Source organism: Cellulomonas sp. P4_H4, assembly GCF_056400865.1.
The window spans coordinates 168,135-180,405 of the sequence record NZ_JBFUKL010000003.1; the positions used below are offsets into that span (position 1 = coordinate 168,135).

Genomic DNA, 12,271 nt, shown 5'->3' on the forward strand with positions numbered 1-12,271 from the left:
CTCCGATCACGGCTGCGGCTGGAGCCCGCCAAGCGCGCTGTCGTACTCCCACGTCTTGCCGGAGGCCGAGACGGCGGTCAGAACGTACGAGTCACCGGCCGTGGCGACGATCGTGATCTCCTGGACGCCGGCGTCGTAGTTGCCCGCCTCGGAGTACTTGAAGCCGTTGTCCGTCAGGTCGGGGTCGACGACGTCGGTGTAGACGCCGTTGTCCGTCAGGTAGGTCTCCTCGGCTGTTGCGGCGTTCTTGAGGTCCGACTTGATGGCCGCGTCCCAGCCCTTCTGGCGCTGGTTCAGGAAGACCGGGATGGCGATGGCGGCGAGGATGCCGATGATGATGATGACCACGAGGAGCTCGATGAGCGTGAAGCCCTGCTCCTTCTCGTCCATCGACTTGCGGATACGAGCGATCATTGTCTGCTCCTGAAGATGAGTGGGTGCGTTGTCAACAGCGGTCCGGCTCGGCCGGTTCAGGTCCTGCATCATTGCTATCGGGCACATCTGCCTGCGGCTTGAGCCAACGACGCCGAATGTTCGACATTCACTCGGTCGGCGTAGTTCGTACCGGGAATGCCTCAGCCGATCAGGTCGAAGATCTTGAAGATCGGCATGTACATGGCGATGATCATGCCGCCGATGATCACGCCGATGACGGCGATCATGAGGGGCTCGATGAGGGACGTCAGCGCTTCGGTGGTCGCCTCGACCTCTTGGTCGTAGAACTCGGAGATCTTCTCGAGCATGGTGTCCAGCGCGCCCGTGTCCTCGCCCACGGCCATCATCTGCACGACCATCGGCGGGAAGACCGCATGCTTCGCCAGCGGCTCGGTCAGCGACTGACCTGTCCGGACCGCGTCCCTGACATCCTTCGCCGCACGCTCGATCACGACGTTGCCGCTGGTCTCGCCGACGATGTCGAGTGCTTGCAGCAGAGGGACGCCCGCGTGGATCATCGTGCCGAAGTTCCGGGTGAACCGGGAGACGGCGATCTTCTGGAACAGGTTGCCGAAGACCGGCACCTTCAACTTGATCGGGTCGAGCCGGTTGCGCACACCCTCGTCGTTCTTGTGGCGCGCCCACCAGACGGTAAAAGCGATGCTCACGACAAGAAGAATGGGCGCAAGGATCTTCATCCAGCCAGACAATGTGACCAGGATCTGCGTCGGCAATGGCAACTGGCCGCCGAGCCCCTCAAACATGCCGGCAAATACCGGGACGATGAACAGAAGCATTCCGACGGTGGCCAGGATCGCCATGATGAACACCATGACGGGATAGGTCATCGCGGACTTGATCTTCCCCCGGAGCTTGACCTCCGCCTCGTAGTTCTCCGCGATCGACAGCAACGAGGTGTCCAGGAAGCCGCCGACCTCGCCAGCCTTGACCATGTTGATCATCAGGGGCGGGAAGACGTCTGCATGCTTGTTCAACGCGATGGAGAGCGACGTGCCCTCCTCGACATCGCTGCGCACCTGGGCGACGACCTTCGCGAGTGGCTTGCACTCGGTCTGCTCGGCAAGGATGGTCAGCGCGCGGAGCAGCGAAAGTCCCGCGTTGATCATCGTCGCCAGCTGGCGGGACATGACCGCCAGGTCCTTGAGCTTGATCTTGTCGGTGAACCCCGGGATCGAGAACTCGGAGTTCAGACCTCCGGTGCTGACCTCCGAGATCGAGACCGCCGCGAGTCCCATCTCGCGCAACCGGTTCGCCACGGCCGCCTGGTTGGCCGCCTCGACGCGACCCTTGACGATCTTGCCGCCCTTGTCCCGGACCGCGTACTCGTACGTCTTCGTGCCCGCCGCGGTCATCAGAAGGCCTGGCTTCCGAACGAGGTGCCGCCCATGGTGGCCTGGTCACCCATGCCGGCCGCGCCCTGCGAACCGCCGGAGAACCGGCCCGTCAGTCGGTTGAAGTCCTCCACGTGGTGGCACTTCTCCAGTCCGGTCTCGTAGGAGATCTTGCCGGTCTTGACCAGATCCGACAGGTGCTGGTCCATCGTGTGCATGCCCTGCTTGGCGCCGGCCTGCATCGCCGAGTAGATCTGGTGCGTCTTGCCCTCGCGGATCAGGTTGCGGATGGCGGGGGTGGCCACGAGCACCTCGGTGGCGACGGCGCGCCCTGGCGCGTCCGACCGCTTCGCGAGGGTCTGGCAGACCACGCCCTGGATGGCACCGGCCAGCTGGGTGCGAACCTGGGCCTGCTGGTGGGCCGGGAACACATCGATGACTCGGTCGATGGTCTGCGCGGCGTCCTGGGTGTGCAGCGTGGCAAAGACGAGGTGACCGGTCTCGGCCGCCGTCAGCGCCACGGAGATCGTCTCCAGGTCGCGCATCTCGCCCACGAGGATGATGTCCGGGTCCTGCCGCAGGACATGCTTGAGCGCGGCCTGGAACGAGTGCGTGTCCTGGCCGACCTCGCGCTGGTTCACCACGCACTTCTTGTGGCGGTGGAGGAACTCGATGGGGTCCTCCACGGTCATGATGTGGTCCTCGCGGGTCCGGTTGGCGAGGTCGACGATCGAGGCGAGCGTCGTGGACTTGCCCGAGCCTGTCGGTCCGGTGACCAGCACCAGGCCACGAGGCAAGCCGGCGAACGTGCCCACCACCGGCGGCACGCCGAGCGCCTCGAGCGGCTTGATCTCGTAGGGGATCACGCGGAAGGCGGCCCCGATCGACTCACGCTGCTGGTAGATGTTCACGCGGAACCGAGCCAGGCCACGGACCGAGTACGACAGGTCGAGCTCGAGGTTCGCCTCGTACCGCTCCCGCTGCTTCTGCGTAAGGAAGGCGTAGATCGAGCGTCGGAGCCCTTCAGGCTTGACCACCCCGAACTGGTCCAGCGGACGCAAGGACCCGTTCACGCGGACCATCGGTGAGGTGCCGGTGGTGAGGTGTACGTCGGACGCACCGACGCGCACCATCTCGGTGAGGATCGCGTCGACAGGCAGGTCGTCCGCCTCGGGCTCCTGCCCGAGACTGCGACGCTGCCCGCCTTCCGGCGCGCGCACGGCGGTGTCCGCGGGGCGTTCCGCCGGCTGCTCGGGTGCCGCGGGCGCGGCCGGTGCGGGTACCGCCGCAGGCAGGAACGTCTGGGTCGACGCGGCAGCCCGCGCCTGCGCCGGCGGCTCGTAGGCCGGGGGCTGCGCTGGTACGCCGGCGGCGGGAGGCGCCCCTACGGGCTGCGCGTACGCGGGCGCAGGGTAGGACGTACCAGGCGTGGCGTAGGACTCCACGGGCGCCGTGTACGACGCGCTGGGCGGCGGCGCAACGCTCTGCGACGGGATCGGCGAGAACATCGCGTTCACGACCGGTCCGGCCGGCGCGGGCGGTCCGGCAGGCTGTACCGCCTGTGGTCCGGCGGGTCGGTACGGCGGCAAGGGCCGCGAGGGCTCCCCCGCGGATCCCTGATAGGGCTCGCTCACGTCATTCCCTCCACAAGGTCGCCTGGCTTCGACCGGCACGGGCGTGCAGGTATCTGGGCCTGTGCTCTGGTCCGTTCATCGGCGACACCCGCACCGAACTTGAGGTGCGCGCGTGTCTCGGTCGCCCGCTACGCGACGACGCGCAGGATCTCCTCGATGGAGGTCTGACCGAGTGCCACCTTTTCCCAGCCGTCGTCGCGCAGCGGGATCATGCCCTGCTTGACGGCGGTGGCGGCGATCTCCGCGCTGGACGAGTGGGCGACCGCGTGACGCTCGATGTCCTCGGTCACCCGCATGACCTCGTGCAGTGCCAGACGCCCCCGGTAGCCGGTCCGCGAGCACGTGACGCACCCGACCGGTCGCATCAGCTCGGGCAGCGGCTCGCCGTCGATCCACGGGAAGCGGGCGGCGAGCATCTCCTGCGGCGTCGGTGTGTAGGGCGCCTTGCAGTTCGAGCACAGCCTGCGCGCGAGACGCTGCGCGACGATGCAGTCGAGCGCCGAGCCGACGAGGAAGGGCTCGATGCCCATCTCCGTCAGACGCGTGACTGCCGAAGGCGCGTCGTTGGTGTGCAGGGTCGACAGCACGAGGTGCCCGGTGAGCGCCGCCTCGATCGCGATCTGCGCGGTCTCGTGGTCACGGATCTCACCGAGCAGCACCACGTCCGGGTCGGACCGCAGGATCGAGCGGAGCGCGCCGGCGAACGTCAGACCGGCCTTCGGGTTGACCTGGACCTGGTTGATGCCGGCGAGCCGGTACTCGACCGGGTCCTCGACGGTGATGACGTTGATCTCCGGCTTGGAGACGGCGTTCAGGGTCGCGTACAGGGTGGTCGACTTGCCCGAACCGGTCGGCCCGGTGACGAGGATCATCCCGTAGGGCTTCGTGTACGCCGCCTGGTAGACCTCGTAGTTGCTGTCGAGGAACGACAGGTCCCGCAGGTCGAGGCTGGCCGTCGAGTTGTCGAGGATGCGCATGACGATCTTCTCGCCCCACACAGTCGGCAGGGTGGCCACGCGCAGGTCGATCTTGCGCCCGTTGTGCACCACCGACATGCGGCCGTCCTGCGGCTTGCGCCGTTCCGCGATGTCGATGTCGCTCATGATCTTCACGCGGCTGATCACGCCGCTCTGGATCTGCTTGGGCGCCCGCTGCGTCTCGTGCAGCACGCCGTCGATGCGGTAACGGACCCGCAGGTCGTGCTCGGACGGTTCGATGTGGATGTCCGACGCACGGTCGGTGATGGCCTGCGTCACGAGCAGGTTGACGAAGCGCACGATCGGGGCGTCGTCGTCGGAGATCTCCCCCATCTTCGACAGGTCGGCCTGCTGCTCGGTCTCGATGTCCTCGAAGGCCTGCGAGAGACCTTCCATCTCGTCGTCGGCGCGGCAGTACCGGTCGATCGCACGCACGAGGTTGTCGTGCGCCGCCACGACCGAGATCACGGGCATGCCGGCCATGGATCGGACGTCGTCGACCGCCATGACGTTGCCCGGGTCGGCGGTGGCGAGCACGATCGAGCCACCCTCGAGGGCGACCGGGAGCACGGTGTACCGGCGGCACAGCGCGGCCGGGACAAGGCTGAGCGCCGTGCGGTCCACCGGGTAGTCGTCGAGGTCGATGAACTGCATCCCGACCTGCGCTGCGAGGGCCTTGACCAGCTGGCTCTCGCTGAGCACACCGAGATCCACCAGGGTGCGGCCCAGGGACGAGCCCCTGGTCATCGTCTCGTCGAGCGCTGCGAGAAGCTGGCTCTCGGTCACGAGCCCTTCGTCGAGCAGGATCTCCCCGAGCTGCTTCACGCGCCGTACCTCCGCTTCGCCCGCAGCCGCTCATGGCGCAGGACCTCCCGAGGAGCATCGGCACGAGGGCGTGCCTCGTTGAGCATCCGCAGGCGGTAGTTACCGACGAGTTTTCCGACGGGTGTCGTCGAGACGTCGGCTCAGTGGGCGAGTTGCGCCTCGAGGCCGGCAGCCATCGCGTCCACCGGGCCGGTCAGACCGGTCATGAGCCGAACCTGCTCGGCCGCCTGGTGCAGCAGCATCCGCTCGCCCCCGACCACGACTCCCCCGGCCGCCGCCCACGCGGCCGACAGCGCGGTCGGCCGCGGGTCGTAGGCCACGTCCAGCAGCACGCCCGAGACGGGACCGCTCAGCCGGGCGGCCAGCGGATCCGCGGCGTGCGGAGGCAGCGTCGACACGACGACGTCCGCGCGACCGATCTCCGCGGCAGCGGTGTCCAGCGACCGGAACACCGGCGTGACGCCCATCCGGTGGGCCGCGCGCATCAGGCCGCCCGCACGGGACAGGGCCCGGACGTAGACGACCGGGGACGCGCACCCGAGCTGCGCCAGGGCGGCCAGGGTGGACGACGCGGTCGCGCCTGCTCCGAGCACGGCGGCCGTCGCCACGGCCGCACCCTCCAAGCCCTCACCGAGCGCGGCGACGAGACCGTGCACGTCGGTGTTCGCCCCGACGAGCATCCGCGAGCTGCCCGTGCCCTGCAGCAGCACGGTGTTCACCGCGCCGACGACCTGGGCCAGCGGCTCGATGTGGTCGAGCAGCGGGATCACCGCCTGCTTGAGCGGCATGGTCAGGCTCAGCCCTGCCCACGAGTCGTCGAGCCCACCGACGAAGGCCGGCAGGCCGTCCTCGGTCACGTCGATGGCGTCGTACTGCCAGTCCTCGAGCCCGAGCGCCGCGTAGGCGGAGCGGTGCAGGGTCGGGGACAGCGAGTGCGCGATCGGATGACCCAGCACCGCCGCCCGGTGCGATGCCGTGCCTGAGGTCACTGACCGTGCTCGGAGAGCCACTGGTCGAGCTTGAGGCGGTTCTGGTTGTGCTCGTCGTTGGTCGTGGCGAACAGCGTCTCACCGGTCTCGGGGTTGACGGTGACCCAGAAGAGCCACGGGCCCTCGGCGGGGTTGAGGACCGCGTCGATCGACTTCTCACCCGGGGACGCAATCGGCGTCGGCGGCAGGCCGACGACCTTGCGCAGGTTGTACGGGTTCGTCGTGTCGGCCAGGTCTGCGTCCGTCAGGTCGGTCCCCGACTTGTGCGCGCCGTAGGCGGTCGCAGCGTCGATGTCGAGCTTCATGTCGCGGTCGAGGCGGTTCTGGATCGCACGCGCGATCTTCGGCCGGTCCTCGTCCAGCTTCGCCTCGCGCTCGACGAGGGACGCCTTCTTGAGCACGTCCGACCACTGCTCGCGCGGGACTCCCTTGGCCGTGAGGACCGCCTGCGTCTGCGCGGTCATCTGCGCCAGGACGCTGGCAGCCGTCGCGTCGGGCTGCACGTCGTACGTCGCCGGGAACAGCCAGCCCTCGGCATTGCCGCCGGCTTCGGCAGGCAGGCCGATCGCGGCCGGGTCCGCCGCAGCGGCGGTCAGCTCCTCGATCGGGATCAGGGTCTTCTCGCTGATCTTGGTGAGCGTCTGGTCACGCGTGAGCCCCTCCGGGATCGTGACCCGGAACGACGCGCGGCTGGCCGGGTCGAGCAGCGCCACGATTGCGTCGGACGCCTTCATCTCGAGCAGCATGTTGTACGTGCCCGGCTGGATCGTGCTGGCATCCGGGTTCTCGGCGAAGGCCTGGTTGAACGCCTTGGCGCTGCCCACGACACCGGCGTCGACCAGGGTCGTCGCCATCTGCGCGCCGGTCTGCCCGGAGGTGATCACGACCGTGGTCGCGCCGTGACCCGGACCCGGGTAGTCCTCGACGGCGCCCGCGTCCGCGGAGCCGCTCTGGAACATGCCACCCATGAGCTCGACGACGACGTACGCCGCGCCGAGCACCATGACGATCGCGACGACCAGGACGGCGATGGAGCGGCGGCGGCGCCGCTTGCGCTCGCGCATCTCTTTGGCGCGACCCTTGGACCGGGACGAACGACGAGGGTCGGGGGCGGGGGCCTGCGAGTCGCCGCCGAACAGGTCGGTCACCTCGTCACCTCGCTCCACAGGGGCCCACCACTCGGTCTGATTGCTCACGTGCGCGTCACTCCACCGTCGTCTGTGCGTCGCCCGCAGCCCCCCCGCGCGCCTTCGGAGGGTGCTGAGATGGATCGACGACGACCCGTTCTCCGGGACGTCGCCCCGTCGCACTCTCCGCGTCAAGCGCGGACTGCAAGATCACCACCGCGGCCGCCTGGTCGACGACCTTGCGGTGGCTGCGCCCGGATCGGCCGGACGCATGAAGCGCCTGATGAGCGGACACCGTGCTCATCCGCTCGTCGACCATCCGCACCGAGACCGGTGAGATGGCCTGCGCCAGTTGGACAGCGTACGCGCGCGCGGCCTGCGATGCGGCACCTTCCGACCCAGACAGGTGTCGGGGAAGTCCGACGTACACAACACCCACACGTCGCTCTTCCACCTCGCCCACCAGCGACGCGATGTCCGAGGGCACGCGGCCCTTCCCGCTGGAGTCTCGGGCGAGCGTGGCCACTGGCGTGGCCAGGAGACCGTCGGGGTCGCTCGCCGCGAGGCCGACCCGGACCGATCCCACGTCGACCGCGAGCCTGACCCCACGCACGACAGGCTCGGGCGTGTCGCGACGTCCGCTCACGTCAGCCGTTCGCCCCTGCGGCTACCGCGGCGAGCGCCTCGACGAGCTTGTCGGCGTCCGTGCCACCGCCCTGCGCGAGGTCGTCCTTACCGCCTCCGCCGCCGCCGAGGATGCCCGACGCCGTGCGCACGAGCGCACCGGCCCGCACCCCGCGCTCACGCGCCGCCGCGTTGGTCGCGACGACGACGACGGGGCGGCCCTTGCTGGTGCCGCCGACCGCGACGACCGACGGCGCCGCATCGCCCAGCCGTGAGCGCACGTCGAGGACCAGCGTGCGCAGCTCGTCGCTCGAGGTCACGTCGCCCGCGTCGTGCGTGACCACGCGGGTCTCCCCCACGGTCTGCGCGCCCGACGCCAACGAGCCCGCCTGCGCGAGGAGCGCCGCCTGCCGTAGCGTCGCGAGCTCCTTCTCGGACTCCTTGAGCTTGGTGAGCAGCGAGGACACGCGGTCCGCCAGGTCGTCCGGGCGCGCACCGAGCAGGCCCGAGATCTGGCCGACCAGGGCCCGCTCCTTCGCCTGGAACCCGTAGGCCCCCGCACCCACGAGCGCGTCGACGCGGCGCACGCCGGAGCCGATGGCCGACTCGGACAGCAGGGTCACCAGTCCCAGCTCCCCGGACCGCTTGACGTGCGTGCCCGCGCACAGCTCGAGTGACCAGCCCTCACCGATGTCGACGACCCGCACCTCGTTGCCGTACTTCTCTCCGAACAGCGCCATCGCGCCACGACCACGTGCCTCGTCGATCGGCATGACCGCGTCCGTGACCTCGAGGTCGTCCTGGAGTCGCTCGTTGACACGCGCCTCGATCTCCGCGACGACCTCGGACGGCGTGGCGGACGGCGAGCGGAAGTCGAAGCGGAGGCGGCTGGGCGCGTTGAGCGAGCCCGCCTGCGTCGCGCTCTCCCCGATCGACTCGTGCAGCGCCTTGTGGACGAGGTGCGTCGCCGTGTGCGCCCGCGCGATCGCGCGGCGACGGACGAGGTCGATCGCCGCGGTGCCGGCCTCGCCGAACGTCACGGTGCCGTCGACGAGCCGGCCGTGGTGCACGGAGAGGCCCTTGACCGGCGCCTGCACGTCGTCGACCTCGATGCGTCCGCCACCCTCGAGCACGATCGTGCCGGTGTCGGCGAGCTGACCGCCGGACTCTGCGTAGAACGGCGTGACGTCCAGGATGACCTCGACGTCGGCGGGCGCGGTCGCCGCGGGCGCGGGGACGCCGTCGACGAGCAGGCCGACGACTCGCGACCTCGTGGTCGAGTCGGTGTAGCCGACGAACTGCACGGGCTTGGCGCTCTCGCTGCTCAGTGTGCTGTGCAGCTCCTGGTACGCCGCGTTGTCGGCACGGCCCGCGCGCTTGGCCAGCGCGTCCGCGCGCGCACGTTCGCGCTGCTCCTTCATGAGGCTGCGGAACGCCGTCTCGTCGACCTGGACGCCCTGCTCCGCCGCCATCTCGAGCGTCAGGTCGATCGGGAAGCCGTAGGTGTCGTGCAGCTGGAACGCGTGCGCGCCCGAGAGCACGCTCAGCGCCTCCTTCTTCACCGCCTGCACGGCCGTGTCGAGGATCGTCGTGCCCGCCGCGAGCGTGCGTCGGAACGTGTCCTCCTCCGCGTACGCGACCTGGCTGATCTTGTCGAAGTTCGTCGCGAGCTCCGGGTAGCTCGGGCTCATCGCGTCCTTGCTCAGCGGGAGCAGCGTCGGGAGCGCCAGGCCGTCGACGCCCAGCAGGCGCATGGCCCGGATCGAGCGGCGCAGGAGTCGGCGCAGCACGTAGCCGCGGCCCTCGTTCGAGGGAACCACGCCGTCGCCCATGAGCATGAGCGCGCTACGGACGTGGTCCGCCACGACGCGCATGCGCACGTCGTCGTCCTGGACCGCGCCGTACCGCCGGCCGGACAGGTCCTGCGCACCCTGGATGACCGGGAACACCTCGTCGATCTCGTACAGGTTGTCCACGCCCTGCAGGAGGTACGCGACGCGCTCCAGGCCCATGCCCGTGTCGATGTTCTTCTGCTTGAGCTCGCCGAGGATAGGGAAGTCCTCCTTCCCGCCCCCGTCACCGCGCTCGTACTGCATGAAGACGAGGTTCCAGATCTCGAGGTAGCGGTCCTCGTCGACGACCGGGCCGCCCTCGGCGCCGAACTCCGGGCCGCGGTCGACGTAGATCTCCGAGCACGGACCCGCCGGTCCGCGCGCACCTGTGGACCAGTAGTTGTCCTTCCAGCCTCGACGCTGGATCCTCTCGTCGGGCAGGCCCGCGATCTCCTTCCAGAGCGCAGCCGCCTCGTCGTCGTCGTAGAAGACGGTGACCCAGATGGAATCGGGGTCGAAGCCGTAGCCACCCGACTCCTGCGACCCGGTGACGAGCTCCCACGCGTAGGAGATCGCCCCGGCCTTGAAGTAGTCGCCGAACGAGAAGTTGCCGTTCATCTGGAAGAACGTGCCGTGCCGGGTGGTCTTTCCGACCTCCTCGATGTCGAGGGTGCGCACGCACTTCTGCACGCTCGTCGCGCGCGGCCAGGGCGCCGTCTGCTCGCCCAGCATGTACGGGATGAACGGCACCATGCCGGCGATGACGAACAGCGTCGACGGGTCGGGCGAGATCAGCGGGGCCGACGGGACGACCGTGTGGCCGCGGCCCTCGAAGTAGTCGAGCCAGCGCTGGCGGATCTCGGCGGTGCGCATCGTGTCCATCTCTCGTGGTGTGTGGTTCTCGGGTGGACCTCATCGTGCGGTCCAGCCCTGGTATCGGTCGACGCCATTGTCCTGCGGGCGTCAGAAGAAGGGGTAGCTCTCGTCGTCGTCCGGGTCGTCCGTCGGACCCAGATCGTCGGCATCGCGCTTGCGACCTGCGCGGTGGCCCTGGACGGTCCGCTTGAGGTCGGCGACCCGCTCGGGTCGCTCGGCGCGGAGCGCGTCCACGTCGACGTCGCCCACCAGGTCGTGCCGCAGCTGCTGCTCGCGCTCGGCCATGCCCGCAGCGAAGTCGTGGCGGACGTTGCGCAGGGCCGACCCGAACCGCGCAGCCGTGCCCACGGCGTCGGTCGCGCCCGCCGGCACGTACGCCTCGACGATCGCCCGACCCTTGCGGATCACCACGATCGTCACGACGACGCCGACGCCGATCCAGACCAGGCGACGCATCAGCGGCTCTTGCGCGCGTTCGACGTCAGGCCCGAGAGGGCCTGGCGGACGCCGTAGGAGAACGCGGCCACCTTGATCATCGGCGAGCCGACCGTCGCGGCGAACAGCGAGGTCAGCGCGGAGACGTTCTCCGAGACCTGGGCCGCGGCCGTGGTGACCGTGTCGATGTTCTCGAGCTGGGTGTTCGACGACGCCACCAGGGTGGCCGTCTCGTCCAGCACCGGGACGGTGTGCGCCGTGAGCTCCTTGACCGACACCGTCGTCTCGTCGAGCACCCGGCCGAGCTTGACCAACGGAATGGCCAGCACGCCCACGAGCAGCACGAACGCGATCGCGGCGATCAGTCCCGCGACGTCACCCACCGACATGTTCTGCCTCCTGGTTCGGGGGTCATCGACCCCGCGGAAACCCTACCCGCGCACGAACGCCCCGCGTGCGCCGAGGCGCAGCGGGGCGATTCGTGGTGCGGCTTGCCGAACAGGCCCTGGTCAGCGGGCGTAGTACTCGACGACCAGCTGGACCTCGCACGTCACGGGGATCTCCGCGCGCTTCGGGTGGCGCACCAGGACCGAGCTCAGCTTCTCCAGCTGAACGTCGATGTAGCCCGGGACGGTCGGCAGGACGTCGCGGTGCGCGCCGGCGGCGGCGACCTGGAACGGCACGGTGGCCTGGCTCTTCGGCTTGACCTGGAGCGTCTGGCCCGGCTTCACGCGGAAGGAGGGGCGGTCCACGATCTTGCCGTCGACGAGGATGTGGCGGTGCACGACGACCTGGCGGGCCTGGAGGATCGTGCGGGCGAAGCCCGAGCGCAGGACGAGAGCGTCCAGGCGGGTCTCGAGGTTCTCGACGAGCGCCTCACCGGTCAGGCCCGGGGCCTTGCGGGCGTCCTCGTACGCACGAGCCATCTGCTTCTCGCGGAGCGCGTACTGGGCGCGCAGACGCTGCTTCTCGCGCAGACGGACGGCGTAGTCCGACTCGGTGCGACGACGCGCACGGCCGTGCTCACCGGGCGGGTAGGGGCGCTTCTCGAAGTGCTTGACGGCCTTGGGCGTCAGGGCCAGGCCGAGGGCGCGGCTCAGGCGAACCTGGCGGCGCGAACGGGTCACACTGCTCACAGAGATACTTCCTGTCGTTGTAGACGTCA

Annotated in this window: 11 protein-coding genes; all 11 read right to left on the bottom strand. The window is 69.3% G+C overall.

What is annotated here, in order from left to right; translation table 11 throughout:
* Nucleotides 1-6 precede the first annotated feature (6 nt).
* Nucleotides 7-414 (bottom strand): type IV pilin protein, encoded by a 408-nt coding sequence (locus tag AC1DPN_RS10875; RefSeq protein ID WP_477084758.1) that lies wholly within the window; start codon nt 412-414, stop codon nt 7-9.
* 161 nt (nt 415-575) lie between these two features.
* On the bottom strand, nt 576-1,808 hold the full coding sequence (locus tag AC1DPN_RS10880) for a type II secretion system F family protein (RefSeq protein WP_477084759.1): 1,233 nt from the start codon (nt 1,806-1,808) through the stop codon (nt 576-578).
* Entirely contained in the window at nt 1,808-3,421 is a 1,614-nt protein-coding gene (locus AC1DPN_RS10885) for a type IV pilus twitching motility protein PilT (RefSeq protein ID WP_477084760.1), read from the bottom strand. Before AC1DPN_RS10885 ends, AC1DPN_RS10880 begins: the two co-directional genes overlap by 1 nt.
* Before the next feature lie 128 nt (nt 3,422-3,549).
* On the bottom strand, nt 3,550-5,223 hold the full coding sequence (locus AC1DPN_RS10890) for a GspE/PulE family protein (RefSeq protein WP_477084761.1): 1,674 nt from the start codon (nt 5,221-5,223) through the stop codon (nt 3,550-3,552).
* Between the two features lie 140 nt (nt 5,224-5,363).
* Nucleotides 5,364-6,212, bottom strand: a complete 849-nt coding sequence (locus AC1DPN_RS10895; protein ID WP_477084762.1) for a shikimate dehydrogenase — start codon at nt 6,210-6,212, stop codon at nt 5,364-5,366.
* Entirely contained in the window at nt 6,209-7,360 is a 1,152-nt protein-coding gene (mltG, locus tag AC1DPN_RS10900) for an endolytic transglycosylase MltG (protein ID WP_477084763.1), read from the bottom strand. The genes AC1DPN_RS10895 and mltG overlap by 4 nt, the downstream gene beginning before the upstream one ends.
* A gap of 55 nt (nt 7,361-7,415) precedes the next feature.
* A complete protein-coding gene (ruvX, locus tag AC1DPN_RS10905; RefSeq protein ID WP_477084764.1) occupies nt 7,416-7,985 on the bottom strand; it encodes a Holliday junction resolvase RuvX in 570 nt (189 codons plus the stop codon).
* A gap of 1 nt (nt 7,986) precedes the next feature.
* Nucleotides 7,987-10,668 carry an alanine--tRNA ligase gene (gene alaS, locus AC1DPN_RS10910; protein WP_477085198.1) on the bottom strand — a complete coding sequence of 894 codons (2,682 nt, stop codon included), beginning with the start codon at nt 10,666-10,668 and terminating at the stop codon, nt 7,987-7,989.
* 90 nt (nt 10,669-10,758) lie between these two features.
* On the bottom strand, nt 10,759-11,127 hold the full coding sequence (locus AC1DPN_RS10915; RefSeq protein WP_477084765.1) for a hypothetical protein: 369 nt from the start codon (nt 11,125-11,127) through the stop codon (nt 10,759-10,761).
* The gene (locus tag AC1DPN_RS10920; protein ID WP_477084766.1) at nt 11,127-11,495 is read right to left on the bottom strand and encodes a DUF948 domain-containing protein; all 369 of its coding nucleotides are present in this window, start codon (nt 11,493-11,495) and stop codon (nt 11,127-11,129) included. The genes AC1DPN_RS10915 and AC1DPN_RS10920 overlap by 1 nt, the downstream gene beginning before the upstream one ends.
* A gap of 120 nt (nt 11,496-11,615) precedes the next feature.
* Nucleotides 11,616-12,242, bottom strand: a complete 627-nt coding sequence (gene rpsD / locus AC1DPN_RS10925; RefSeq protein ID WP_477084767.1) for a 30S ribosomal protein S4 — start codon at nt 12,240-12,242, stop codon at nt 11,616-11,618.
* Nucleotides 12,243-12,271: the final 29 nt, after the last annotated feature.